We start from the raw sequence: 23,932 nt of genomic DNA on the forward strand, positions 1-23,932 counted from the left end.
TATGTCAGCACGGACTCTGGGGGTATCGGGGCATCCGCCCCATCATGCCGCCATGACACCCAAACTGACGCGCCGTCATCTTCTGGGGATCGGCGCCCTGCAGACGGCGGCGGCCCTCGGCTTCACCCGCATCGGCCTGCAGTCCGCGGCCGCCGCCGAACCCGCGGCCGCGCACTACGCCCCCGCCATCGTCGTCGGCTCCGGCTACGGTTCGGCCGTCGCCGCGCTGCGCCTCGGGCAGGCCGGGGTGCGGACCGTCGTGCTGGAGATGGGACGGCTCTGGGACACCCCCGGGCCCGACGGGAAGGTCTTCCCCTCCACCTCCGCCCCCGACCAGCGCTCCATGTGGTTCCGCAACCGCACCGAGGCCCCGCTCGCCCAGTTCCTCTGGCTGGACGTGGTCAACCGCAACATCAGCCCGTACCCCGGCGTCCTGGACCGCGTGAACTACGGGGACATGTCGGTGTACGTGGGCCGCGGCGTCGGCGGCGGCTCCCTCGTCAACGGCGGCATGGCGCCCACGCCGAAGCGCTCGTACTTCACCGAGGTCATGCCCCGGGTGGACGCCGACGAGATGTACGGCACGTACTACCCCCGCGCCCGCGCCATGCTCGGGGTCAACGACATCGACCCGGCCTGGTTCGAGTCCACCGAGTGGTACCGCTTCGCCCGGATCTCCCGCAAGCACGCCCAGAAGGCCGGTCTGCGGACCACCTTCGTCCCCAACGTCTACGACTTCGCGTACATGAAGCGCGAGGCCGCCGGCACCGCCGCGAAGTCCGCGCTCGCCGGCGAGGTCATCTACGGAAACAACCACGGCAAGAAGAGCGTCGACAAGACCTACCTCGCCGCCGCCCTCGGCACCGGCAACGTCACCATCGAGACCATGCAGCGCGTGGTCGGCGTACGGCAGGACCCGGCCGGAGGCTACGTCCTCACCGTCCAGACCAGCGACCTCACCGGCCGCGTCACCCAGGTCCGCGAACTCGGCTGCAAGCAGCTCTTCCTCGGCGCCGGCAGCCTCGGCACCACCGAGATCCTGCTGCGCGCCCGCGAGACCGGCACGCTGCCCGCCCTGAACGACAAGGTGGGCCTCGGCTGGGGCCCCAACGGCAACGTCATGACCGCCCGCGCCAACCACCTGTGGGACACGGTCGGCGCCAACCAGGCCACCATGCCCGCCCTCGGCATCGACGACTGGGACAACGCCTCGAACCCGGTCTTCGCCGAGATCGCCCCGCTCCCGATGGGGTTCGAGCACTGGATCTCGATGTACCTGGCCATCACCAAGAACCCGGAGCGCGGGCGCTTCACCTACGACGCGGCCAGCGACTCGGCGAAGCTCCAGTGGACCCGGGACCAGAACACCCCGTCGGTCCAGGCCGCCAAGCGACTCTTCGACCGGATCAACCGGGCCAACTTCACCATCTACCGCTACGACCTGTTCGGCGACAACAAGAACTTCGCCGACGACTTCACCTACCACCCGCTGGGCGGCTGCGTCCTCGGTGACGCGACCGACGACTTCGGCCGCGTCAAGGGCTACCAGGGCCTCTACGCCACCGACAGCTCGCTGATCCCCGGATCGCTCGGCGTGAACCCCTTCGTGACCGTCACCGCGCTTGCGGAACGGAACATGGCGCGGGTCCTCGCCGAGGACCCGCGCTAAGCCCCCGCCGGGCCGTCAGCCCCGGTAGAGCGCTTCGATCTCGTCCGCGAAGTCCTTCGCCACGACATTCCGCTTCAGCTTCAGCGAAGGCGTGACGTGCCCGGACTCCTCCGTGAACTGGGAGGGAAGAATGCGGAATTTCCGCACCGATTCCGCCTTGGAAACCGCCGCGTTGCCGTCGTCCACGGCCTTCTGGACGGCGGCGATGAGGTCCGCGTCCTCCCGCAGCTCCGCCGCCGTCACACCGGCCGGCTTGCCGTGCTCCGCCGCCCACCGGCCGAGGAACTCCTCGTCGATGGTGACCAGCGCGGCCACGAACGGCCGCGCGTCGCCGACCACCATGCACTCCGCGACCAGCGCGTGCGCCCGGATCCGGTCCTCGATCACCGCGGGCGCCACGTTCTTGCCGCCCGCAGTGACGATGAGCTCCTTCTTGCGCCCGGTGATCGTGAGGTAGCCGTCCTCGTCGAGCGTGCCGACGTCGCCCGTGTGGAACCAGCCGTCGGTCAGCGCGTCGGCGGTGGCCGTCTCGTTCTTCCAGTACCCCTGGAAGATCTGCTCGCCGTGCAGCAGCACCTCGCCGTCGTCCGCGATGCGCACCACGGAGCCCGGCATGGGCTGGCCGACCGTACCGATCTTCTGCTTGTCCCACGGGTTGAAGGTGGTGGCCGCGCAGGACTCCGTCAGGCCGTAGCCCTCCAGCACCGTGAAGCCGATGCCCCGGAAGAAGTGCCCGAGCCGCTCGCCCAGCGGGGCCCCGCCGGAGATCGCGTACTCGCCGCGCCCGCCGAGGACCGCGTGCAGCTTGCTGTAGACCAGCTTCGTGAAGACCTTGTGCTTGAGCTTCAGCCCGAAGGACGGCCCGCGCGGGGTGTCCAGCGCGCGGCTGTACGCGATCGCCGTCTCGGCCGCCGCGTCGAAGATCTTGCCCTTGCCGTCGGCCTGCGCCTTGGCGCGCGCCGAGTTGTAGACCTTCTCGAAGACCCGCGGCACACCGAGGATCAGCGTCGGCCTGAAGGACTGCAGCTCGTCCGTGAGGTTCTTGATGTCCGGTACGCAGCCCAGCCGGATCGGCGCCAGCACGGCCGCCACCTCCACCAGGCGCCCGAAGACGTGCGCGGCCGGAAGGAAGAGCAGCACCGAGCACTCGCCGGTCTTGAACAGCGGCTTCAGTCGCTCCACGGCGTTGCCGCACTCGGCGAAGAAGTTGCGGTGGGTCAGCACGCAGCCCTTGGGGCGGCCGGTGGTGCCCGAGGTGTAGACGATGGTGGCCGGGTCGTCGGCATTGGCCAGGCCGCTGCGCTCGTCGACCTCGGCGTCGGTGACCCCGACGCCCGCGTTCTCCAGCGTCGCCAGCGCGCCGCGCTCGATCTCCCAGACCTCGCGCAGCTCCGGCAGCCGGTCGCGCAGCGCTTCCACGGCCGCGCTGTGCCCGGGGCTCTCGACGATCGCGGCGACCGCGCCGGAGTCGCCGAGGATCCACTGGATCTGCTCGGGGGAGCTGGTCTCGTACACGGGGACGGTGACGGCGCCCGCGCTCCAGATCGCGAAGTCGACCAGCACCCACTCGTAGCGGGTGCGGGAGATCAGGGCGACGCGGTCGCCGGGCCGGATGCCGGCCGCGATCAGACCCTTCGCCGCGGCGCGGACCTCGGCGAGGAACTGCGTCGCCGAGACGTCCTGCCACTTGCCGTCGACCTTGCGCGCCATGACGGCGGTGTCGGGATGCTGAGCGGCGTTGCGGCGGATGAGATCCGTCAGGTTCCCGTCCGACGGGACCTCGTACAGGGCCGGAAGGCTGAACTCGCGCAAGACTGCTGCTCCTCTGGGCGCCATCGCCACCATGTGGACCGACCGGACGTTACCCACCGGTAGTGGGTTCCGGATAGAGGGAACCGGCCAGATGTTCCCTCCGTCACATGCCGCGGCCGTGTCCTGCCGACAGTAGTCGACCCCGTTTGCGACTCGGAAGTAACCGCAGGTCCGGCCGCCTGGCCCGATTCGCCACCAGCCGCGCCCAAGCGCCCCTAGGGTGGCGGGCATGGGTGGCACGAAGAGCGGGACAAGGATCCATGTGGTCAGCGACGTCCACGGCAACACCGAGGCGCTCGCCCGGGCCGGGGAAGGCGCCGACGCGCTGATCTGCCTCGGCGACCTCGTCCTCTTCCTCGACTACGCCGACCACTCGCGCGGCATCTTCCCCGACCTCTTCGGCGTCGAGAACGCCGACCGCATCGTCGAACTGCGCACCGCGCGCCGCTTCGAGGAGGCCCGCGAGTTCGCCCGCGGGCTGTGGGCCGGGCTGGACCGGGAACGGCTGGTCGAGGGCGCGGTGCGGCGCCAGTACGCGGAGATGTTCGCCGCCTTCCCCCGGCCCACCTACGCCACCTACGGCAACGTCGACATCCCCGCCCTGTGGGCCGAGTACGCGGGCCCCGGCCTGACCGTGCTCGACGGGCAGCGCGCCGAGATCGGCGGGCGGGTCTTCGGCTTCGTCGGCGGCGGGCTGCCCTCCCCGATGCGCACGCCGTACGAGGTGCCCGAGGAGGAGTACGCCGCCAAGGTGGAGGCCCTGGGCGACGTCGACGTGCTGTGCTCGCACATCCCGCCGGAGGTCCCGGAGCTCTGCTACGACACGGTGGCCCGGCGCTTCGAGCGGGGGAGCGGCGCGCTGCTCGCCGCGATCCGCCGGATGCGGCCGCGGTACGCCCTCTTCGGCCACGTCCACCAGCCGCTGGCCCGGCGGATGCGGATCGGCTCCACCGAGTGCGTGAACGTCGGCCACTTCGCGGCCACGGGAAGGCCGTGGGCCCTGGAGTGGTGAAGCCCGGCCGCGCGATAGCCTTCACGCGGCGGCCTGGGCCCCTGGGGCCGTCCGCACACTTCCTCGAACACTCCCCGGAGGAGCGACCGCGATGGCGGAACACACCAGCTCGAGCATCACGATCGAGGCGTCACCTGCCGACGTCATGGCCGTGATCGCCGACTTCGCCCGCTACCCCGAGTGGACCGGCGAGGTGAAGGAGGCCGAGGTGCTGGGCACCGACGCCGAGGGCCGGGCCCAGAAGGTCAGGCTGCTGCTCGACGCGGGCGCGATCAAGGACGACCACACGCTGGCGTACACCTGGCCGGCCGAGAACGTGGTCAGCTGGACGCTGGACAAGTCCCAGATGCTGCGGCAGCTGGACGGCTCGTACCTGCTGGCGCCGCTGGGCGACGGGACGCGGACCGAGGTCACCTACCAGCTGACCGTGGACGTCAAGATCCCGATGCTGGGCATGATCAAGCGCAAGGCGGAGAAGGTCATCATCGACCGGGCGCTGGCCGGCCTGAAGAAGCGGGTCGAGGCCGCGTAGCACCTCCCCGGGCGCTGCCCGGACCCGGTCCTCACACGCCGGACGGGCTGAAACACAGCCCCGCCGGCGCTCGAGGCGCGGGTCCGGGCCGGCCCCCCGGCCACAGCACTAGGAGCACCATGCACACCCTCCTCGTCACCGGCCCCGGAGGGGCGGGGCGGAGCACCGTCGCGGCCGCCACCGCGCTCGCCGCCGCACGGCAAGGGCACCGCGTGCTGCTGCTCAGCGCCGACCCGGGCGACCCGCCCGCCGCCCCCCAGGGCAGCCTGCGCGTCGCCCGCGTCGACTCCGGCGAGGAGTTCCGCCAGGAGCTCGTCTCGCTGCAAGAGCGCGGCTCCGCGCTCCTCGGGATGCTCGGCGCCCGCCCGCTCGGCGCCGACGAGCTCACCGAACTGCCCGGCGCCGAACAGTTCGCCCTGCTCCGCGCCCTGCGCCGGGCCGCCGCCGAGCCCGGCACCGACCTCGTCGTCGTCGACATGCCCCCGCTGCACCAGGCGGTGGCCACCCTCGCCCTCCCCGCCCAGCTGCGCCGCTACCTCGCCCGGCTGCTCCCCGCCGAGCGCCAGGCCGCCCGCGCCCTGCGCCCCGTACTGGCCCAGCTCGCCGGGGTGCCCATGCCCGCGCAGTGGCTGTACGAGGCCGCCGCCCGCTGGGACGAGGAGCTGGCGGCCGTCCAGGCCGTCGTGGAGGCGCCCACCACCTCGGTCCGGCTCGTCGCGGAGCCCGGACCCGCCGCCGACGCCGCGCTGCGCCTCGGCCGGCTCGGACTCGCGCTGCAGCAGCTGCCCGTCTCCGCGCTCGTGGCCAACCGGATGCTGCCCGGCGGGTCAGCCGACCCCTGGCTCGCGGGACTCGCCGCCCAGCAGGAGGAGTACGCCGCCCGGTGGGCCGGCGAGGAAGGCCTCCCGGTGCTGCGCGTACCCCACCTCGGGCGGGACCCGCGGGGCCCCGAGGACCTGGCGGCCCTGGCCCCCGCCCCGGCCGCCGCCACGGCGCCGCGCCCCGACTGGGCCGTCGAGGACCGGCTCGCCGAGGACGGGGTGCTGCTCTGGAGCATCCCCCTGCCCCGGGCCGAGAAGCCCGAGCTCGACCTGATCCGGCGCGGCGACGAGCTGCTGCTCACGGTGGGCCCGTACCGCAGGATCGTTCCGCTGCCCGCGGTGCTGCGCCGCTGCACGGTCTCCGGCGCCGCCCTCACCGCCGGCGAGCTCCGCATCCGCTTCACCCCGGACCCCGGCCTGTGGCCGCGGACGGGCTGACACCGGCACGCGGCCCCGTACCGCCGTTCGGGTACCGTCGAAGGTAGTACGCACCCGCACGCCCAGCCGCCGCCGCAGGAGAGTCCGCCATGAGCGAGGCCACCGACCGACCCACCGACGCCTCCGCCGACGAGAACGCCTGGGCGGAGGCCTGCGCCGAGGACCTCGCCGCGGAGAAGGAACGCCGCAGGTCGGAGCAGGGCGCCGGATCCGGGGCCGGGAACGGGACCGCCGCCGAAGAGCTCTTCAAGCTGTTCGAGGCCGTCGCCGACAAGGTCTCGGCGCTGAACAACCCGCTCCTCGGCGTCGCCGCCCAGGGCGCCGTCCGGCAGTTCGTCAACCAGGCGAAGACCGCCGCCAAGCCCGTCATCGAGCGCAACCCCGAGGTCTTCGACCACCTCGCGGCCGCCGGTTCGGAGCTGCTCGCCGCCTACCGCTCGGCGGTCGAGGGCCACGAGCGCCGCTGGACGCGCGAGGAGCCCCGCGACCGGCCGGGCAAGCCCTCCGGCGACCACCCAGGCAATCCGTCGGGCAATCCGTCCGGCGAGCGGCCCCGCGGCAAGGACGAGGGCAAGGACGAGGGCGAGGGCGGCGGCGCCCCCGCCGAGCGCATCGATCTCGACTGATCCTCTTCCCCACTCGGGTACCGTTGGCGGCGGCGGGGTTTGACCGGAAACCGAGGGACTAATGGGACTCACCATCGGCGTCGACATCGGCGGCACGAAGATCGCGGCCGGCGTGGTCGACGAAGACGGCACCATCCTTGAGACGTACAAGGTGCCCACCCCGCCGACACCGGACGGAGTGACGGACGCGATCTGCGCCGCAGTGTCCGAGGTCAGCAGCAACCACACCATCGACGCGGTGGGCATCGGCGCCGCCGGATACGTCGACGACAAGCGCGCGACCGTGCTCTTCGCGCCGAACATCAACTGGCGCCACGAGCCGCTCAAGGACAAGGTCGAGCAGCGCATCGGCCTGCCCGTGGTCGTCGAGAACGACGCAAACTGCGCGGCCTGGGGCGAGTACCGCTTCGGCGCCGGCCAGGGCCACGAGGACGTCATCTGCATCACGCTCGGCACGGGCCTGGGCGGCGGCATCATCATCGGCAACAAGCTCCGGCGCGGACGCTTCGGCGTCGCCGCCGAATTCGGCCACATCCGGGTCGTCCCGGACGGCCTGCTGTGCGGCTGCGGCAGCCAGGGCTGCTGGGAGCAGTACGCCTCCGGGCGGGCGCTCGTCCGGTACGCGAAGCAGCGCGCCAACGCGACCCCCGAGAACGCGACGGTCCTGCTCGCACTCGGCGACGGCACCCCCGAGGGCATCGAGGGCAAGCACATCAGCGAGGCCGCCCGCCAGGGCGACCTGGTGGCCGTCGACTCCTTCCGCGAACTCGCCCGCTGGGCCGGCGCCGGCCTCGCGGACCTGGCCTCGCTCTTCGACCCCTCGGCGTTCATCGTCGGCGGCGGCGTCTCCGACGAGGGCGACCTGGTCCTCGACCCGATCCGCAAGTCCTTCAAGCGCTGGCTGATCGGCGGCGCCTGGCGGCCGCACGCCCAGGTGCTCGCGGCGCAGCTGGGCGGCCGAGCCGGCCTGGTCGGCGCGGCGGACCTGGCCCGCCAGGGCTGACCCCCGTCCCGATTCGCCCCGCTGCCCGCCGTGCCCTCCCGGGTGCGGCGGGCAGTCTGGTTATGTTTCCCGGTATGGAACTCGCCGAGCTGCCCAACTCCCGTACCGAAGCCGATGGTTCCGCCGTGATCCGGGTGCTCTCCTACAACGTCCGCTCGCTGCGCGACGACGAGGACGCGCTGGCCCGGGTGATCCGCGCCTGCGCGCCCGACCTGGTGTGCGTACAGGAGGCGCCGCGGTTCTTCCGGTGGCGCAAGCACGCCGCGCGGCTCGCCAAGAAGAGCGGCCTCGTGGTCCTGTCGGGCGGCGCGACGGCGGCGGGGCCGCTGCTCCTGTGCTCGCTGCGGGCCTTCGTGGAGCGGACCGAGGACGTGCTGCTGCCCCTGACGCCGGGGCGCCACCGCAGGGGCTTCGCGACCGCCGTGGTCCGCTTCGGGGCGGCCCGGGTGGGCGTGGTCAGCGCCCACCTGTCGCTGGAGAGGCGGGAGAGGCAGGCCCAGGCGGGTCTGCTGCTGGACCGGGTCGCCTCGATGGACACCCCGTACGCGATCGCGGCGGGCGACCTGAACGAGGGCCCGGACGGCGCCGCGTTCGGGCGGCTGGCGCAGGCGCTCCAGGACTGCCGGGCGGTGGCGCCGTGGGGCGGCGCGGCCACGTTCCCGCCGGGGGCGCCGTCGCGGCGGATCGACGCGGTCTTCGCCACGCGGGGGGTCCAGGTACTGGCCTGCGGTGTCCCGGCCGGCCTGCCGGGAGTCACGTCCGCGGACCTGCTGGCGGCCACGGACCACCTCCCGGTCCTGGCCGCCCTCCGCCTCCCGGCGGTGTAGGCCGGCTCCTCCGTCCCTGACTAGACGACCGCGCCGCGGCCCGGGTCGTCGTCCTCGTCGTCACCCTGGGACATGCGCGCCACCAGCGTCGCGAAGCCGCCCAGGAAGCCGCCGATGCCCAGAGTGGTCAGCCACCACGTCATGTCCCACTGGAGCAGCACCGCCAGGAGCAGCAGCACCGGTCCGCCCACCACCGCGAGCCAGGCGAACTTCGAGGTCGCGTCGGCCTCCGGCAGGTCCGGCTCCGGGGGCACGAAGTGGCCCTCGTCCTTGGCGGAGTCGGGCAGGTCGTCCGGGTCGGCCAGCGAGTGGTCCCGCGGCCCGGCCATTCCGACGCCCGGGGCGAACACCACGGAACTGCCCAGGGCGGCCGCCGGGGCCGCCGGGGCCTCTGGGGGGTCGGGGGCTTCCTCGGCCTCCTGGACTTCCGGACCCTTCGGCTCGCCGGGGCTCCCGGCTTCGAGCGGTGCCACGTCATCCTCCGGCAGGAGCAGGTTCTCGATCGGCCGGAACGGTCTCGAGCCCGGCGGGTCCGCGGGCTCCTGTCCGTACCCGGCGACGATCGCCGCCCACGCCGCCTCCTCGTCCAGCGGGGGTACGCCCCCGGCGGACTCCTCGTGTTCAGCCACCGCTGGCCGCCCCCTCCCTGCCCACGCTCTCCGCCAGTCGACCGACGAACGCGTAACTGTCCGCGAAGATGCGCTCCGCGTCATGGTCCAACGTCGCGACGTGGTAGCTCTGTTCCAGCAGGGTCTCGGTGACGTCGGTGGAGGAGACCCGCGCCAGGATCCGCGCCGAGTCGGCCGGGCGTACGACGTGGTCCTGCGGGCTGTGCAGGAGCAGCAGCGGCTGCGTCACCTGCGGCAGCTCGGTGTCCAGCATCTGCAGGAACTTGCGCAGCGAGTGCGCGGCCCGGGTCGGGATCCGGTCGTAGCCGACCTCCTCCGAGCCCTGCTTGGCGATGTCGCTCGCGATGCCCGGCGTCGACCGCACGAAGTGCTTGACCACCGGAAGGGCGACGGCCAGCGGGTCGTGGACCTTGTTGACCGGGTTGACGAGAACGATCCCGCTGATCGAGTCCCCGTGCTTCGCCGCCAGCCGCAGCGTCAGCGCGCCGCCCATGGACAGCCCGAAGACGAACACCTGCTCGCAGCTCTCCAGCAGCTCCCGCAGCGCGCGGTCCACCTCGGCGTACCAGTCCTGCCATCCCGTGAGCTGCATGTCCTGCCAGCGCGTCCCGTGCCCGGGCAGCAGGGGCAGCGACACCGTCAGACCTCGCGCGGCCAGATGGTCCGCCCAGGGGCGCATCGACTGCGGGGAACCGGTGAAGCCGTGGCAGAGGAGGACGCCGACCTTTCCGCCCTCGTGGCGGAACGGCTCGGCTCCAGGGAGGACGGGCACCAGGGTCTCCTTCGAAGGGGGGTGGGGGGTGCGTAGCGCTGTGTGACTTCACCGTACGCGACAGGGGTGGCACCGACCAGGGTCGTCGGGCCGCTGCGGGCGCGGGCCCGGGCATCCGTGCCCCGCGGCCGTCGGGCGGGTGGTGTACGGGGATGCCCGAGCCGGGCCGAACGTGCTCGGAAGCAGTGCCGGTTGCAGATCCTCGACCGCGCGTCCGGCCGGAGTGGAGCGACGGATCGAGGCCGGGCGTCCGGCGATCGCCGTCGGCGGTCGCCGGCTCGCGGGGAGACGGCCGGCCCGGCCCGGCTTGCGGCGACTCGACCGGCAGCGGCCGACATCGCCAGGAACGGTTAAGGTCTGTTCGACAGACACAGGAAGGCTTTCGAGTTGATCTACGGCGCAATGAAGTTCTCGATCGGCGGTTCCCTGAAGCTCGCCTTCAGGCCGTGGGTGGAGGGCCTCGAGAACATTCCCGCGGAGGGGCCGGCGATCCTCGCGAGCAACCACCTGTCCTTCTCCGACTCCTTCTTCCTCCCGGCCGTGCTGGACCGGAAGGTGACCTTCATCGCGAAGGCGGAGTACTTCACCTCCCCGGGGGTCAAGGGCAGGCTGACGGCGGCCTTCTTCAAGGGCGTCGGCCAGCTGCCCGTGGACCGCTCCGGCGCGCGCGGGGCCGGCGAGGCCGCGATCAAGAGCGGCATCGACGTCATCGAGCGCGGGGAGCTGTTCGGCATCTACCCCGAGGGGACGCGTTCACCCGACGGCAGGCTCTACCGCGGCAAGCCCGGCGGGCTCGCCCGGGTGGCGCTGGCCACCGGTGCGCCCGTCATCCCCGTCGCGATGATCGACACGGAGAAGATCCAGCCGCCCGGCAAGGTGGTTCCGAAGCTGATGCGTCCGGGTATCCGGATCGGAAAGCCGCTGGACTTCAGCCGCTACCAGGGCATGGACGGGGACCGCTTCATCCTCCGCTCGGTGACCGACGAGGTCATGTACGAGATCATGAAGCTCTCCGGCCAGGAGTACGTGGACATCTACGCGACGGCCGCGAAGCGGCAGATCGCCGACGCGGAGAAGGCCGTGGCCAAGAGCGAGAAGGCCGAGAAGGCGGAGAAGGCGCACGCGGCCGACAAGGCCGCGGACACCGACAAGTAACAGCACGCGGGCGCGCACCGCCCGTACGGGGTGGGGGAGATGGCGAAGCGCGAGCGCGTCGTACGCATGTCGGTCGAACAGCCGCTGTGGCGTGCCCTGACGGCCTACCGGCTGCTCACCATGGTCTACGCGGTACTGCTGTTCGCCTTCGCCCACAACAAGTTCGACCGCCCCTGGATCGCGGTCTGCTATCTCGCCGTCCTCGCCGGCTGGACCCTGCTCACCTCCCCCAAGGTGGCGAACGCCGCCAGCTGCACCAAGCGGTTCCTGTGCGCCGACCTCACCGTCGCCTGCGTGGGCATCCTGCTCACCCCGCTCGCGGACACCCACGAGCGGATCGCGGCCGGCGGACCCACCCTGCCGTCCATATGGACGGCGGGCGCCGTCCTGGCCTTCGCCATCAAGGGCGGCTGGCGCTGGGCCTGTTTCGCCTCCACCTTCGTCGCCGCCGCCAACCTGGTCCAGCGGGGCGAGCCCACCCGGGACACCCTGCACAACGTGCTGCTGGTCTGGGTCGCCTCCGTCGCCATCGGCTACGTCGTCGAGGTCGCCCGGGCCAGTGAGGCCACGCTCGCCCGTGCCCTGGAGATCGAGGCCGCCACCCGCGAGCGCGAACGCCTCGCCCGCGACATCCACGACGGGGTCCTCCAGGTCCTCGCCATGGTCCAGCGGCGGGGCACCGAACTGGGCGGGGAGGCCGCGGAGCTCGGCCGGATGGCGGGGGACCAGGAGGTCGCGCTGCGCACCTTGGTCTCCAGCGGGCTGGCGCGGCCCTCCAGGATCTCCGGCGACGAGTCGCTCGGCGCGCTCGTGGCCGCGTACGAGGTGGAGGAACCCGGCGCCGACGAGGGCGAGCTGGACCTGCGGACGCTCCTCGCCCCGCACGCCGGCTCCCGGGTGAGCTTCGCGGAGCCGGGCGCCCCGGTGCCGCTGCCGGTGCCCGCGGCGAAGGAGCTGGCCGCGGCGGTCGGGGCGGCCCTGGACAACGTGCGCAAGCACGCCGGCGAGGGGGCCAGCGCCTGGATCCTGGTCGAGGACTGGGGCGACGAGGTGATCGTGACCGTCCGCGACGACGGCCCGGGCATCCCGGCGGGCCGGCTCGACCAGGCCGAGGGCGAGGGCCGGATGGGCGTGGCCCTGTCCATCCGGGGCCGGCTGCGGGACCTCGGCGGCAGCGCCGAGCTGGTGTCCGTCCCCGGACAGGGCACCGAAGTGGAACTGAAAGTACCGAGGGGGAGCACCCAGTGATCGAGCACAGCGAGACCGGCCGGGGCGGCGACAACGCCGGCATCAAGGTCATGGTCGTCGACGACCACCCGATGTGGCGGGACGCGGTCGCCCGCGACCTGGCCGCCGCCGGCTTCGACCTGGTGGCCACCGCGGGCGACGGCCCGGAGGCGCTGCGCCGGGCCCGCGCCGCCGCCCCGCACGTGCTCGTCCTCGACCTCAACCTGCCGGGCATGCCCGGGGTCCAGGTCTGCAAGGAGCTGGTCGGCGCCGACCCGGCGCTGCGGGTCCTGGTCCTGTCCGCGAGCGGCGAGCACGCCGACGTACTGGAGGCGGTGAAGTCCGGCGCGACCGGCTACCTGCTGAAGTCGGCCGGGGCCCAGGAGCTCATCGACGCCGTCCGCCGCACGGCGGCCGGCGACCCCGTCTTCACCCCGGGCCTGGCCGGCCTGGTCCTCGGCGAGTACCGGCGCCTGGCCACCGACCCCGCGCCGGCCGCCGCCGACGAGCCGAAGGCCCCGCAGCTGACCGACCGCGAGACCGAGGTGCTGCGGCTGGTGGCCAAGGGACTCTCGTACAAGCAGATCGCGGAGCGCCTCGTCATCTCCCACCGCACGGTGCAGAACCACGTGCAGAACACCCTGGGCAAGCTCCAGCTGCACAACCGGGTGGAGCTCGTCCGCTACGCGATCGAGCGGGGCCTCGACGACGCGTAAGGGGTGAACAATTCCTCGTACGAGTGAACAGGCGTACGCAACATCCCGTAATTCCACCGGAATTGACCCTTTCTCAGGTCTTGCTGTGACCTGAGTCACCACTAGCGTGACCGTCATGCGGGCCCTGCGGCCTCAGCGGGCCCTGTGGCGAAGGGAAATTCCATGAAGGTCGGAGTGCTGACGGGCGGCGGGGACTGCCCCGGACTCAACGCGGTGATCCGCAGCGTCGTGCGCAAGGGCGTGCAGGAGTACGCCTACGAGTTCGTCGGGTTCCGGGACGGCTGGCGCGGCGCGGTCGAGGGCCGCACCGTCCCGCTCGACATCCCCGCCGTCCGCGGGATCCTGCCGCGCGGCGGCACCATCCTCGGCTCCTCGCGCACCAACCCGTTCAAGCTGGACGACGGCGTCCGCCTGATCAAGGAGAACCTCGCCAAGTACGAGGTCGACGCGCTCGTCGCGATCGGCGGCGAAGACACCCTGGGCGTGGCCGCGAAACTGTACGAGGAGTACGGAATCCCGTGCGTCGGGGTCCCGAAGACCATCGACAACGACCTGTCGGCCACCGACTACACCTTCGGCTTCGACACCGCGGTCGGCATCGCCACCGAGGCCATCGACCGGCTGCACACCACCGCCGAATCGCACATGCGCGTCCTGGTCGTCGAGGTGATGGGCCGGCACGCCGGCTGGATCGCCCTGCACTCGGGGCTCGCGGGCGGCGCCAACGTCATCCTCATCCCCGAGCAGCGCTTCGACGTGGACCAGGTGTGCGCCTGGGTGACCTCGCGGTTCAAGGCGAGCTACGCGCCGATCGTGTGCGTCGCCGAGGGTGCGATGCCCAAGGACGGCGAGATGGTGCTCAAGGACGGGACGAAGGACTCCTTCGGGCACGTCCGGCTGTCGGGCGTGGGCGAGTGGCTGGCCAAGGAGATCGAGGCGCGGACCGGCAAGGAGGCCCGTACGACGGTGCTCGGGCACGTCCAGCGGGGCGGCACGCCGAGCGCGTTCGACCGGTGGCTCGCGACCCGGTTCGGGCTGCACGCGATCGACGCCGTGCGCGACGGGGACTTCGGCAAGATGGTCGCGCTGAAGGGGACGGACATCGTGCGCGTGCCGATCGCCGAGGCCACGGCGAAGCTCAAGACGGTGGACCCGGCGCTGTACAAGGAGGCCGGAGTGTTCTTCGGCTGAGCCGGAGCGCGAAGGCGGACCGTGGGTCGTATGGTGACAGACGACCCATGGTCCGAGCATTTTGGCGCAGCACGGGAGCGAACGTGGAAATCCTGGCATTCGGGGTGCAAGGGGACGAGAAGCCGCTCATCGAGAAGGCCTTCGCGGGACAGCACGAGGTGCGCTGCCTGGACGTCTTCCTGAGCGAGGACACCGCCCCCATCGCGGCCGGGTACGAGATCGTGTCCTCGAGCGTGAACGCCGACCTGAACGGCCGGGTGCTGCAGACCCTGGCGGCGGGCGGCACCAAGATGATCGCCCAGCGCTCCACCGGCTTCAACAACATCGACCTGGAGGTCGCGCGCCGGCTCGGCCTGACGGTCAGCCGGGTGTCGTACTACTCCCCGTACTCGGTGGCCGAGTTCGCGTGGACCCTGGCCATGGCCGTGAACCGGCGGATCGTCCGCGCCTCGAACCGGACGCGGGACTTCGACTTCCGCCTCAACGGCCTGATGGGCCGCGACATGCGCGGCCGCACCGTGGGCGTCCTCGGAACCGGCAAGATCGGCGAGGCGTTCACCCGGATCGCGCACGGCTTCGGGATGAACCTGCTGGGCTGGGACGTGGCGCAGAACCCGGCGTGCGTGGAGCTGGGCATGAAGTACGTGGACAAGGACGAGCTGTTCGCGTCCTCGGACCTGATCAGCCTGCACGTCCCGCTGCTGGAGTCCACGCACCACATCATCGGCCCCGAGGCGCTGAAGACGATGAAGGACGACGCGATCCTGGTGAACTCCAGCCGGGGCGGCCTGGTGGACACGGACGCGCTGGTCACGGAGCTGCGGTCCGGACGCTTCGCCGGGGTCGGTCTGGACGTGTACGAGGCGGAGGCGGGGCTCTTCTTCCTGGACAAGTCCCTGGTGGTGGTCGAGGACGACACCCTGGCGCGGCTGATCACCTTCCCGAACGTGGTCGTCACCTCCCACCAGGCGTACTACACCCGCGACGCGGTGGGCCAGATCATCGACACCACGGTCGCCAACGTCGCGGACTACCTGGCGGGCCGCCGCTCGGAGAACACCCTCTCTCCTTCTTGACGCGCCGCACTCTCCCTCTTGACGCGCCGCTCGCGCGGTTCGGCCCCGGGGGGCCTCTCCGGCTTCGCGGCGCTGCGCCGGACTCCGTCCGGCGGAGCCCCGGGGGACGGGTCCGGGCAGCGGGTCCGGGCAGCGGGTCCGGGGCTATCCGCGGGCAGCGGCCACGCGGAGGCCCGCGATCAGGTCGCGGACCAGCTCCGCGCCGCGGAGGGTCAGGACCGACTCCGGGTGGAACTGGACCCCCGCGAAGCCCCCCGCCGCGGAGCGCAGCGCGTGGACCTCGCCCGTGGCGGGGTCCCGGGAGACCTCGATGCCCCGAAGGGCCAGGGACCGCTCCCGCTCCGCGGAGCAGTGCGCCGCGTACGTGTTGTAGAACCCGACGACCTCCTGCGCCCCGCCGAAGTACGGGATCCGCGTCTGCGCCCCCTGCGCGGGCTCGGCCTTGCGGACGAGCGGCAGCCCGAGCTCGGCGGCCAGCAGCTGGTGGCTCAGGCAGACCCCGAGCAGCCCGCCCCGGTGCCCGGCCAGCAGCTCCGCGGTCAGCTCGCGCATCGTGCGGATCTTCGGATCCCCGAAGTCCGCCGGGTCGCCCGGGCCGGGGCCGAGCACGATCGGCCCGTCCCAGGCCAGGGCCGCCGCGCGCAGACCCGGATCGTCGTAGCGGCGTACGGTCACCTCCAGCCCGGCCACCCGCAGCACGTGCCCCAGCATCGAGGTGAAGGTGTCCTCGCCGTCCACCACCAGTGCGTGGCCCGTCACCGCGGCCGGCCGCTCCTGCATCCGGAGCCAGAACGGCGCCAGGTCCTCGCGGCGAGCCGCCAGTGCCGCCTGGACCCGGGGGTCGTCGGCCAGCCGGGCCCCCGCGAAGGAGGGCCGGACCGCCGCCGGGCGCACCCCCAGCGCCGCGAGCACGCCCGCCGCCTTCGCGTGGGTCTCGGCGACCTCGCCCGCCGGGTCGGAGTGCCGGACCAGCGTGGCCCCGACCGGCACCCGCAGCGCGCCGTCCGCGGCGATGTCCGCCGTGCGGATCAGGATCGGCGAGTCCAGCGTCTGCGCGCCGGCGGCGTCGAGGCCCAGCAGGGCCAGCGCGCCCGCGTAGTAGGCCCGGCCCCCGGTCTCGTACCGCTCGATGACCCGGCAGGCGTTCTGGACCGGCGACCCGGTCACCGTGGCCGCGAACATGGTCTCCTTCAGGACCTCCCGCACGTCCAGTGAGGACCGGCCGCGCAGTTCGTACTCGGTGTGCGCGAGGTGCGCCATCTCCTTGAGCCGGGGCCCGACGACGACCCCGCCCATGTCGCCGACCGTGCACATCATCTTCAGTTCCTCGTCGACGACCATGGACAGCTCCTCGGTCTCCTTGCGGTCCCCGAGGAAGGACAGCACGGACTCCACGGAGGGGCCCTCGGCCGGATACCGGTACGTACCGCTGATCGGGTTCATCACGACGGTGCCGCCGGACATCCGCACGTGCACCTCGGGGCTGGCCCCGACGAGGGTGCGGTCCCCGGTGTGGACCACGTAGGTCCAGTACGCGCCCCGCTCGCCCTCCAGCAGCCGCCGGAACAGCGCGAGCGCGTCGGCGCGGCCGAAGCCCTCGATCCGGCCCCCGTAGGTGCGCCGGATGACGAAGTTCGCGCCTTCGCCCCGCCCGATCTCGTCCTCGATGACGCGCCGGACGGTGGCCGCGTACTCCTCGTCGGGGACGTCGAAGCCGCCTCCGTCGACCCGCACCTCGTGGTCCGGGAGGGCGGCCAGCGCCTCGGCGAGCGGGATCTCGTACGCCTCGTCCGCGACCAGCACGCTCAGCGGCGTGCCGTCGTCGCGCACGTCGAACCCGCGCTCCCGCATCTGGCGGAAGGGGACGAGGGCCAGCGCGGGCCGCTCGCCGACGGGGAGGTCGGCGAGGTGCTCGGCCTCGTGGACCGGGCCGATCAGGACCTCGACGGTGTCGTGGTCGCGGCCGGGGGTGCGGCGGCGCAGCAGGGCGAACGGCGGGGCCGAGTCGTCCAGCAGCGCGTGCAGGTCGAGCAGTCGGCTGGGGTCCATGGGCATCGACATGGAGGGGGCGTCCTTCCGGGTGGTGGAGGGACGGCCGGGGCTCCGCGAAAACAGCGAAGGCCGCCCCTCGGGGCGGCCTTCGCTTCGCTCGTGTCTTCAGGTACGCGCGAGAAGTGGGCCGCCGGGAGCGGGCCACCACCAGTTCTTGTTCGAGTGCGCGTACATGGCGTGAACCCTAGCCCACTGGTGCGGGTGAACGGGTGGGTAACACAGTGAGAGACATCCGTCTCACGTAGTGGTCGTCGGGCCGGGCGTGCCGTGTGACGCCGTAATGTGTGTGGGGTGACCGTGAACGCTGAAACCCAAGCCCCCGCCTTCAAGGCGACCTGGCGAGACCTTCCCGCGGCGCAGCAGCCTTCGTACCCCGATGCCGAGGCCCTGCGCGCTGTCGTCGCGGACCTCGAGTCGTATCCTCCGCTCGTTTTCGCGGGTGAGTGCGACCAGCTGCGCGCCCGTCTGGGAGCCGTCGCCAAGGGCGAGGCGTTCCTGCTGCAGGGCGGCGACTGCGCCGAGGCCTTCGATGCCGTCTCCGCCGACCACATCCGCGCCAAGCTGAAGACGCTGCTCCAGATGAGTGCCGTCCTGACGTACGCGGCCTCCGTGCCGGTCGTCAAGGTCGGCCGCATCGCGGGCCAGTACTCCAAGCCGCGCTCCAAGGACACCGAGACCCGCGACGGCATCACCCTGCCGACCTACCGCGGCGACTCCGTCAACGGCTTCCCCTTCACCGAAGAGGCCCGGATCCCGGACCCCGAGCGGCTGAAGCGGATGTACCACGCCTCCGCCTCGACGCTGAACCTGGTGCGCGCCTTCACCACCGGCGGCTACGCCGACCTGCGCCAGGTGCACGCCTGGAACCAGGACTTCGTGAAGTCCTCCCCGTCCGGGCAGCGCTACGAGCAGCTCGCGCGGGAGATCGACAACGCGCTGAACTTCATGAAGGCGTGCGGCACCGACCCGGCCGAGTTCAAGGCCGTCGAGTTCTACGCCTCCCACGAGGCGCTGCTCCTCGACTACGAGGGCGCCCTCACCCGTACGGACTCCCGCACCGGCCGGCTGTACGACACCTCGGGCCACATGGTCTGGATCGGTGAGCGCACCCGCCAGCTGGACCACGCGCACATCGAGTTCTGCTCGCAGATCGCCAACCCGATCGGCATCAAGCTCGGCCCCACCACCACGGTGGACGAGGCGCTGACCTACATCGACCGCCTGGACCCCGAGCGCGAGCCGGGCCGGCTGACCTTCGTCGTCCGCATGGGCGCCGACAAGGTCCGCGACAAGCTCCCCGAGCTGGTCGAGAAGGTCACCGCCTCCGGCGCGACCGTCGCGTGGGTCACCGACCCGATGCACGGCAACACCTTCGAGGCGGCTTCCGGCCACAAGACGCGCCGTTTCGACGACGTGCTCGACGAGGTCAAGGGCTTCTTCGAGGTCCACAAGGGCCTCGGCACCCACCCGGGCGGCATCCACGTCGAGCTCACCGGTGACGACGTCACCGAGTGCGTGGGCGGCGGCGACGAGATCTTCGTCGACGACCTCCACCAGCGCTACGAGACGGCCTGTGACCCGCGCCTGAACCGCAGCCAGTCCCTGGACCTGGCGTTCTTGGTCGCGGAGATGTACCGGGACCAGTAGGCGGACAGCTCGCTGTGAGCACCTCATGACGGTGGGGCGCGGATCGAATGTGATCCGCGCCCCATCGTCGTATCCGGCCCTTTTAGGGGACCCTAAGTTTGGGTATGGTTAGGTAAGCCTCACCGAATAGGGGATGGCTGGCCGAACCATTCCTCGCCAGGGAGGTGAACCGCGTGTACGTCTGCTCTTGCTTCGGGATCACCGACAGGCAGGTCAAGGACCACGCGGCCGCCGGGGCCTGCACGCCCCGCCAGATCGCCTCGGCCACCAAGGCCGGCACCGACTGCGGCTCCTGCGTGCGCACCATCCAGGGTCTTCTCGGACGCGGTGCGTGCCCCCGCCGGGAGCTGCTGGAGAAGGGCGAGGTGGCCACCGTGCTCGCCGCCGACCCGCTGGTACCGGTCGGTGCGGAGCTCGCCGAAGCCGCGTAGGGCCCTCGCGTACCGCGCGGCCCGCGCCCGCCGGCCGGGCTGCTAGCTGGGCTGCTCGATGAGCTGCGCGATGTAGAGCGCCTCGCCGATGGACTCGATGAGCTCCAGCTGGGTGTCGAGGTAGTCGATGTGGTGCTCCTCGTCCTCCAGGATCTCCTCGAAGAGCCGCGCCGAGGTGACGTCACCCTTGCCGCGCATGACCTCGATGCCGCGCTTGAGGCGGTCGATCGCCTCGACCTCGACCTGTCGGTCCGCCTGGAACATCTCCGTCAGCGTCTGGCCCACGCGCACGTGGAAGAGGCGCTGGTAGTTCGGGAGACCGTCGAGCATCAGGATGCGCTCGGTGATCTTGTCCGCGTGCTTCATCTCATCGATGGACTCTTCACGCGTGTACTTGGCGAGCTTCGTCCAGCCCTTGTTGTCCTGGATCCGGTAGTGGAGCCAGTACTGGTTGATGGCCGTAAGCTCGCCGGTCAGCTGCTCGTTGAGAAACTCAAGGACCTCGGGGTCGCCCTGCATCGCAGAGGCTCCTTCCAGGCAATGTCAGCAATGTGACGGGGCAGGTGCGCGCATCCTTGCACCGCCGCAGGAAGCCGTCCAGTAAGTGCCTCCTTAGTGGGAGTTGCCGTGACTTGCCCGAATCGGGCCGTACCTGGTCATGACCACCCTGCCAAGTCTGTCACCATGGAGGTATGGGTCAGCCGGAAAGCCGGGAATCTCCGGGATCAGAACAACTGGAGCTTCCCCCGGGGCAGAGGCTGCAGCGCGGCTGGCCGGTCACCCACTACGGGCCCGTTCCCAAGTTCAAGCCGGACCGCTGGGAGTTCCGCGTCTTCGGCGCGACGGCCGACGGTGACAAGCACTGCTGGAACCACGAGGAGTTCGCGGCGCTGCCGTTCGAGTCCGTCGTGGCGGACCTGCACTGCGTGACGAAGTTCAGCATGCCCGGCGCCGAGTGGGGCGGCGTGCTCACGCGCACCGTCCTCGACCTCGCCCCGCCGTCCCCGCAGGTCACGCACGTGATGGTGTGGGCCGAGTACGGCTTCAGCTCCAACATGCGCCTCGCCGACTTCGCCTCCGGGCGGGCCGTCTTCGCCACCCACGAGGGCGGTGAGCTGCTCACCGCCGAGCACGGTTTCCCGCTGCGGCTCGTCGTGCCGCACCTGTACGCCTGGAAGGGCCCCAAGTGGGTCCGCGGCATCGAGTACATGACCGCCGACCGCCGCGGCTTCTGGGAGGAGCGCGGCTACCACAACATCGGCGACCCCTGGCGGGAGCAGCGCTACTCCTACCAGGAGGAGCCGGGGGACGGCCCCGAGCTGTAGCCCGGTGGTGCGGGTGGACGACCGCGTCCGCCGCCGGCCGCATCCGGACGGCCGTACGGAGGTCCACGCCGGCCGCGCGGATCCCCAACGCGTCAGGCGGGCCCGCGGAGCTCCTTGAGCAGTGCCACGTCCGCCGCGTGGCCCTCCTTGCCGCCGGGCGTCTCCGTGATCAGCGGCACGCCCTCCATCGCCGGATGCGTGAACAGCTCGGCGAAGGCGTCCCGGCCGATGTGGCCCTGCCCGATGTTCTCGTGCCGGTCCTTGTGGGCGCCCACGCCCTCCTTGGAGTCGTTGGCGTGCACCAGCTTCAGCCGGCCCTCGCCCACCGTGTCCACCAGCAGGTCCAGCGTCTGCTTCGTGCCGCCCGGCTCCGCGAGGTCGTGTCCGGCCGCGAAGATGTGGCACGTGTCCAGGCAGATCCCGAGCATCGGATGGCGGTCGAGGGCGTCGAAATACGGGCCGAACTCCTCGGCGGTCGAACACAGCGAGGAGCCCTGCCCGGCCGTGGACTCCAGCAGCAGGAACGGGTCGTCATCGTGCGTCAGCTCGTCCAGCAGCGGCAGCATGTGCTCCCTGACCTGCGCGTACGCCGCCTCGCGCGGGCGGCCCCCGGTCGCCGAGCCGGTGTGCACGACCACCCCGAGCGCGCCGATCGCGCGGGCCCGGCGCAGCGAGTGCCGCAGCGACTCCACCGACTTCTCGACGGTCGCCTCGGTGTGCGAGCCGAAGTTGATCAGGTACGGCGCGTGGACGTACGCCGGGATCCCCTCGGCGGCACACGCCTCGCGGAACAGCTGGTCCTGCGCCGGATTGCCGAGCGGGGTGGCCCAGCCGCGCGGATTGGCGACGAAGACCTGCACGGCCTCCGCGCCCATCTCGCGGGCGTAGGCCAGCCCGACCGAGGCGAGCCCGCCGGCGACGGGGACGTGCCCGCCCACGGGATTGCGGCTCATCGAATTGCTCATGGCGTGGTGTTACAGCCCCTTGGTCCTGATGGTGATGGTGCTGCCCTCGGCGGCGTTCTGGCCGGCGGGCACCGACTGGGCGTCGATGGTGCTGCTGAAGGAGAGGAAGGGCTTCTCGACCCTCACCTTGAAGCCCAGCCCCTCCAGGGTCTTGCGGGCCGCGTCCACTTCCTGGCCGGTGACGTCCGGCACCGGGATCTGGCGCGGGCCCTTGGAGACGGTGAGCGTGACCGTGTCACCGGTCGCGGCCTGGCTCCCGGCGGCGACCGACTGGTTGGCGACCGCACCGGCGGGGGAGGGGGAGTTGACCTGCTCGGGGGCCGTCGCCACCTTCAGCCCGAGGTCCTCCAGGAGGGAGCGGGCCTGGTCGACGGGCTTGCCCGCCACACTGGGCACCGGCACCGGTCGGCCCTTGCTGACCAGGAGCTTGACCTCCGTGTCCAGGGGCCGCTTCTGGCCGTCCGGCGGGTCCGTGCTGATCACCGAGCCCTGGGCGACGTCCTGGCTGAAGGCCTGCGTGAGCGCCCCGACGGCCAGGCCGGCCGAGGTCAGCTCCGCCTTCGCCGCCTCCAGGGGCTTGCCCTTCAGGTCGGGCACGGCGACGACCTCGGGCCCGCGCGAGATGGTGAGCGACACCGCGCCGTTGCCGCGGACGCGCTTGCCGCCCGGGGGATCGGTGTTCATCACCGTCCCCTTGGCGAAGGAGTCGCTGAACTTGCGGTCCACCCGCTTCACACCGAGACCGGCGTCCGACAGCCGGGACCTGGCGTCCGCCTCGGTCTTGCCGAGCAGATTCGGGACCTGGGTGAACTGGCCGGAACTGATGTACCAGACGCCCGTGCCGAGACCCAGGCAGAGCAGGACGCCGACCACCGCGAGCAGCAGCCCGCGCCGACGGGGCCGCCGCCGCGAGGGGGCCGGGGGCAGCGGCGGGGACGCCAGCCGGGAGGTGTGGGACAGGGGCTCGGAGTGCGATGCGACCGGCCGCGGGATCACGCTGGTGCGGTCCTCGGCGGCGGTCCGCTCCTGGGTGCGCGCCTGCGGGGGCACGGCGTCCAGCTCGGCCTCGCCGAGCTGCGCGCGGGCCTCCAGGACCAGCCCGAGGAGGGCGGCGGCGTCGTGGGGCCGCAGCTCGGGATTGCGCGCGGTGGCGTACGCGACGAGCTCGTCCAGCGCGGCCGGCAGCCCGGGGACGGCCGCCGACGGGGGCGGGACGTCCTCGCCCAGGTGCCGGTAGAGCACCTGCGCGGGACTGTCGCCGGTGTGCGGCTTCGAGCCGGTGAGCATCTCGTAGAGCACGACACCGCAGGCGTAGACGTCCACGCGGGTGTCGGTGACGCCGTTCTCGATCTGCTCGGGCGCGAGGTAGGAGACGGTGCCGAGGACGGAGCCGGTGGTGTTCGTGACGGAGCCGACCGATCGGACCAGCCCGAAGTCGGCCACCTTGACCCGGCCGTCATCGCCGATCAGCACGTTCTCGGGCTTCATGTCGCGGTGCACGAAGCCGGCCCGGTGCGCGGCGCCCAGGGCGGCGAGGACCGGCTCCAGAATGTCGAGGGCCGCGCGCGGCTGCAGCGCGCCGCGCTCGCGCAGCACGTCGCGCAGGGTGCAGCCGGAGACGTACTCCATGGCGAGGTACGTGTACGGGCCGTGCGTGCCCTGGTCGAAGACGGCCACCACGTTGGGGTGGGCGAGGCGCGCCACGGACTTCGCCTCCCGGATGAACCGGTCGACGAAGGAGCCGTCGGCGGCGAGCGCCGGATGCATCACCTTCAGCGCGAGCACCCGGTCGAGGCGGGTGTCGACGGCCCGGTAGACCGTGGCCATGCCGCCGGCCGCGATACGGGCGTCCACGCGGTAGCGGCCGTCGAGCGTCTGCCCGACGAGCGGGTCATCCAGGGTCGTGTCCACCCGGCGATTCTACGAGGGCCCCGCCCGGGTCGGACCAGGGTCCCCGTCCGTTGCAGCGCAGCTGTGACGTGGGCGCCGGGGCCGAGCCGGCGCCG

General features: G+C 72.0%; 22 protein-coding genes. 15 read left to right on the forward strand and 7 right to left on the reverse strand.

Going from position 1 to position 23,932, the window contains the following annotated elements; all coding sequences use genetic code 11:
• The first annotated feature begins 52 nt into the window (after positions 1-52).
• Entirely contained in the window at positions 53-1,669 is a 1,617-nt protein-coding gene (locus DRB89_RS02440) for a GMC oxidoreductase (RefSeq protein ID WP_112446360.1), read from the forward strand.
• A 15-nt stretch (positions 1,670-1,684) separates the two neighbouring features.
• Here the strand turns inward: DRB89_RS02440 and DRB89_RS02445 are convergent, their stop codons facing one another.
• Entirely contained in the window at positions 1,685-3,481 is a 1,797-nt protein-coding gene (locus DRB89_RS02445) for an AMP-dependent synthetase/ligase (RefSeq protein ID WP_112446359.1), read from the reverse strand.
• Positions 3,482-3,710: 229 nt separating this feature from the next.
• Between DRB89_RS02445 and DRB89_RS02450 the strand changes: the two genes are divergently transcribed.
• From DRB89_RS02450 to DRB89_RS02475, 6 genes are all read left to right on the forward strand, one after another.
• Positions 3,711-4,493 carry a metallophosphoesterase gene (locus DRB89_RS02450; protein WP_112446358.1) on the forward strand — a complete coding sequence of 261 codons (783 nt, stop codon included), beginning with the start codon at positions 3,711-3,713 and terminating at the stop codon, positions 4,491-4,493.
• Positions 4,494-4,584: 91 nt separating this feature from the next.
• Positions 4,585-5,025 (forward strand): SRPBCC family protein, encoded by a 441-nt coding sequence (locus DRB89_RS02455; RefSeq protein ID WP_112446357.1) that lies wholly within the window; start codon positions 4,585-4,587, stop codon positions 5,023-5,025.
• A gap of 119 nt (positions 5,026-5,144) precedes the next feature.
• Entirely contained in the window at positions 5,145-6,284 is a 1,140-nt protein-coding gene (locus DRB89_RS02460) for an ArsA-related P-loop ATPase (RefSeq protein ID WP_112446356.1), read from the forward strand.
• An 89-nt stretch (positions 6,285-6,373) separates the two neighbouring features.
• Positions 6,374-6,910, forward strand: coding sequence for a DUF5304 domain-containing protein (locus tag DRB89_RS02465; RefSeq protein WP_112446355.1), 537 nt, complete (start codon positions 6,374-6,376; stop codon positions 6,908-6,910).
• A 61-nt stretch (positions 6,911-6,971) separates the two neighbouring features.
• A complete protein-coding gene (locus tag DRB89_RS02470) occupies positions 6,972-7,913 on the forward strand; it encodes an ROK family glucokinase (protein WP_112446354.1) in 942 nt (313 codons plus the stop codon).
• A 74-nt stretch (positions 7,914-7,987) separates the two neighbouring features.
• Complete coding sequence (locus DRB89_RS02475) at positions 7,988-8,740, forward strand: endonuclease/exonuclease/phosphatase family protein (RefSeq protein WP_112446353.1); 753 nt, start codon at positions 7,988-7,990, stop codon at positions 8,738-8,740.
• 20 nt (positions 8,741-8,760) lie between these two features.
• On the opposite strand, the gene DRB89_RS02480 is transcribed toward DRB89_RS02475, so the two are convergent.
• Positions 8,761-9,369 (reverse strand): hypothetical protein, encoded by a 609-nt coding sequence (locus DRB89_RS02480; protein ID WP_112446352.1) that lies wholly within the window; start codon positions 9,367-9,369, stop codon positions 8,761-8,763.
• On the reverse strand, positions 9,362-10,141 hold the full coding sequence (locus DRB89_RS02485) for an alpha/beta fold hydrolase (protein WP_204358133.1): 780 nt from the start codon (positions 10,139-10,141) through the stop codon (positions 9,362-9,364). Before DRB89_RS02485 ends, DRB89_RS02480 begins: the two co-directional genes overlap by 8 nt.
• Before the next feature lie 387 nt (positions 10,142-10,528).
• Between DRB89_RS02485 and DRB89_RS02490 the strand changes: the two genes are divergently transcribed.
• From DRB89_RS02490 to DRB89_RS02510, 5 genes are all read left to right on the forward strand, one after another.
• Complete coding sequence (locus tag DRB89_RS02490) at positions 10,529-11,296, forward strand: lysophospholipid acyltransferase family protein (RefSeq protein WP_112446350.1); 768 nt, start codon at positions 10,529-10,531, stop codon at positions 11,294-11,296.
• Positions 11,297-11,335: 39 nt separating this feature from the next.
• A complete protein-coding gene (locus DRB89_RS02495; protein ID WP_112446349.1) occupies positions 11,336-12,544 on the forward strand; it encodes a DUF5931 domain-containing protein in 1,209 nt (402 codons plus the stop codon).
• 50 nt (positions 12,545-12,594) lie between these two features.
• Positions 12,595-13,239 carry a response regulator transcription factor gene (locus DRB89_RS02500; protein WP_112453127.1) on the forward strand — a complete coding sequence of 215 codons (645 nt, stop codon included), beginning with the start codon at positions 12,595-12,597 and terminating at the stop codon, positions 13,237-13,239.
• A gap of 162 nt (positions 13,240-13,401) precedes the next feature.
• Positions 13,402-14,430 (forward strand): 6-phosphofructokinase, encoded by a 1,029-nt coding sequence (locus DRB89_RS02505; protein ID WP_112446348.1) that lies wholly within the window; start codon positions 13,402-13,404, stop codon positions 14,428-14,430.
• Positions 14,431-14,513: 83 nt separating this feature from the next.
• On the forward strand, positions 14,514-15,506 hold the full coding sequence (locus tag DRB89_RS02510) for a 2-hydroxyacid dehydrogenase (protein WP_112446347.1): 993 nt from the start codon (positions 14,514-14,516) through the stop codon (positions 15,504-15,506).
• A 144-nt stretch (positions 15,507-15,650) separates the two neighbouring features.
• On the opposite strand, the gene DRB89_RS02515 is transcribed toward DRB89_RS02510, so the two are convergent.
• The gene (locus tag DRB89_RS02515; protein ID WP_239516726.1) at positions 15,651-17,561 is read right to left on the reverse strand and encodes an anthranilate synthase family protein; all 1,911 of its coding nucleotides are present in this window, start codon (positions 17,559-17,561) and stop codon (positions 15,651-15,653) included.
• Between the two features lie 288 nt (positions 17,562-17,849).
• On the opposite strand from DRB89_RS02515, the gene DRB89_RS02520 reads away from it, so the two are divergent.
• Both DRB89_RS02520 and DRB89_RS02525 read left to right on the forward strand, forming a co-directional pair.
• Positions 17,850-19,205 (forward strand): 3-deoxy-7-phosphoheptulonate synthase class II, encoded by a 1,356-nt coding sequence (locus DRB89_RS02520; protein WP_112446346.1) that lies wholly within the window; start codon positions 17,850-17,852, stop codon positions 19,203-19,205.
• Positions 19,206-19,369: 164 nt separating this feature from the next.
• A complete protein-coding gene (locus DRB89_RS02525; protein WP_112446345.1) occupies positions 19,370-19,636 on the forward strand; it encodes a (2Fe-2S)-binding protein in 267 nt (88 codons plus the stop codon).
• A gap of 42 nt (positions 19,637-19,678) precedes the next feature.
• Here DRB89_RS02525 and bfr read toward each other — a convergent pair whose 3' ends face one another.
• Positions 19,679-20,155, reverse strand: a complete 477-nt coding sequence (gene bfr, locus DRB89_RS02530) for a bacterioferritin (protein WP_112446344.1) — start codon at positions 20,153-20,155, stop codon at positions 19,679-19,681.
• 173 nt (positions 20,156-20,328) lie between these two features.
• Between bfr and DRB89_RS02535 the strand changes: the two genes are divergently transcribed.
• A complete protein-coding gene (locus DRB89_RS02535; RefSeq protein WP_112446343.1) occupies positions 20,329-20,961 on the forward strand; it encodes a sulfite oxidase-like oxidoreductase in 633 nt (210 codons plus the stop codon).
• 92 nt (positions 20,962-21,053) lie between these two features.
• Here DRB89_RS02535 and DRB89_RS02540 read toward each other — a convergent pair whose 3' ends face one another.
• Positions 21,054-21,926 (reverse strand): deoxyribonuclease IV, encoded by an 873-nt coding sequence (locus tag DRB89_RS02540; protein WP_239515987.1) that lies wholly within the window; start codon positions 21,924-21,926, stop codon positions 21,054-21,056.
• 9 nt (positions 21,927-21,935) lie between these two features.
• Positions 21,936-23,837: a Stk1 family PASTA domain-containing Ser/Thr kinase gene (gene pknB, locus DRB89_RS02545; RefSeq protein WP_112446341.1), complete on the reverse strand. Its 1,902-nt coding sequence runs from the start codon at positions 23,835-23,837 to the stop codon at positions 21,936-21,938.
• Positions 23,838-23,932 lie beyond the last annotated feature (95 nt).

The organism is Streptomyces sp. ICC4 (genome assembly GCF_003287915.1).
Lineage (GTDB): Bacteria > Actinomycetota > Actinomycetes > Streptomycetales > Streptomycetaceae > Streptomyces > Streptomyces tritrimontium.

Bases quoted from the DNA above. Each gene is read 5' to 3' on its own strand.
- DRB89_RS02440 (WP_112446360.1), top strand. From the start codon at position 53: ATGACACCCAAACTGACGCGCCGTCATCTTCTGGGGATCGGCGCCCTG.
- DRB89_RS02450 (WP_112446358.1), top strand. From the start codon at position 3,711: ATGGGTGGCACGAAGAGCGGGACAAGGATCCATGTGGTCAGCGACGTC.
- DRB89_RS02455 (WP_112446357.1), top strand. From the start codon at position 4,585: ATGGCGGAACACACCAGCTCGAGCATCACGATCGAGGCGTCACCTGCC.
- DRB89_RS02460 (WP_112446356.1), top strand. From the start codon at position 5,145: ATGCACACCCTCCTCGTCACCGGCCCCGGAGGGGCGGGGCGGAGCACC.
- DRB89_RS02465 (WP_112446355.1), top strand. From the start codon at position 6,374: ATGAGCGAGGCCACCGACCGACCCACCGACGCCTCCGCCGACGAGAAC.
- DRB89_RS02470 (WP_112446354.1), top strand. From the start codon at position 6,972: ATGGGACTCACCATCGGCGTCGACATCGGCGGCACGAAGATCGCGGCC.
- DRB89_RS02475 (WP_112446353.1), top strand. From the start codon at position 7,988: ATGGAACTCGCCGAGCTGCCCAACTCCCGTACCGAAGCCGATGGTTCC.
- DRB89_RS02495 (WP_112446349.1), top strand. From the start codon at position 11,336: ATGGCGAAGCGCGAGCGCGTCGTACGCATGTCGGTCGAACAGCCGCTG.
- DRB89_RS02500 (WP_112453127.1), top strand. From the start codon at position 12,595: ATGGTCGTCGACGACCACCCGATGTGGCGGGACGCGGTCGCCCGCGAC.
- DRB89_RS02505 (WP_112446348.1), top strand. From the start codon at position 13,402: ATGAAGGTCGGAGTGCTGACGGGCGGCGGGGACTGCCCCGGACTCAAC.
- DRB89_RS02515 (WP_239516726.1), bottom strand. From the start codon at position 17,561: ATGCCCATGGACCCCAGCCGACTGCTCGACCTGCACGCGCTGCTGGAC.
- bfr (WP_112446344.1), bottom strand. From the start codon at position 20,155: ATGCAGGGCGACCCCGAGGTCCTTGAGTTTCTCAACGAGCAGCTGACC.
- DRB89_RS02535 (WP_112446343.1), top strand. From the start codon at position 20,329: ATGGGTCAGCCGGAAAGCCGGGAATCTCCGGGATCAGAACAACTGGAG.
- DRB89_RS02540 (WP_239515987.1), bottom strand. From the start codon at position 21,926: ATGAGCAATTCGATGAGCCGCAATCCCGTGGGCGGGCACGTCCCCGTC.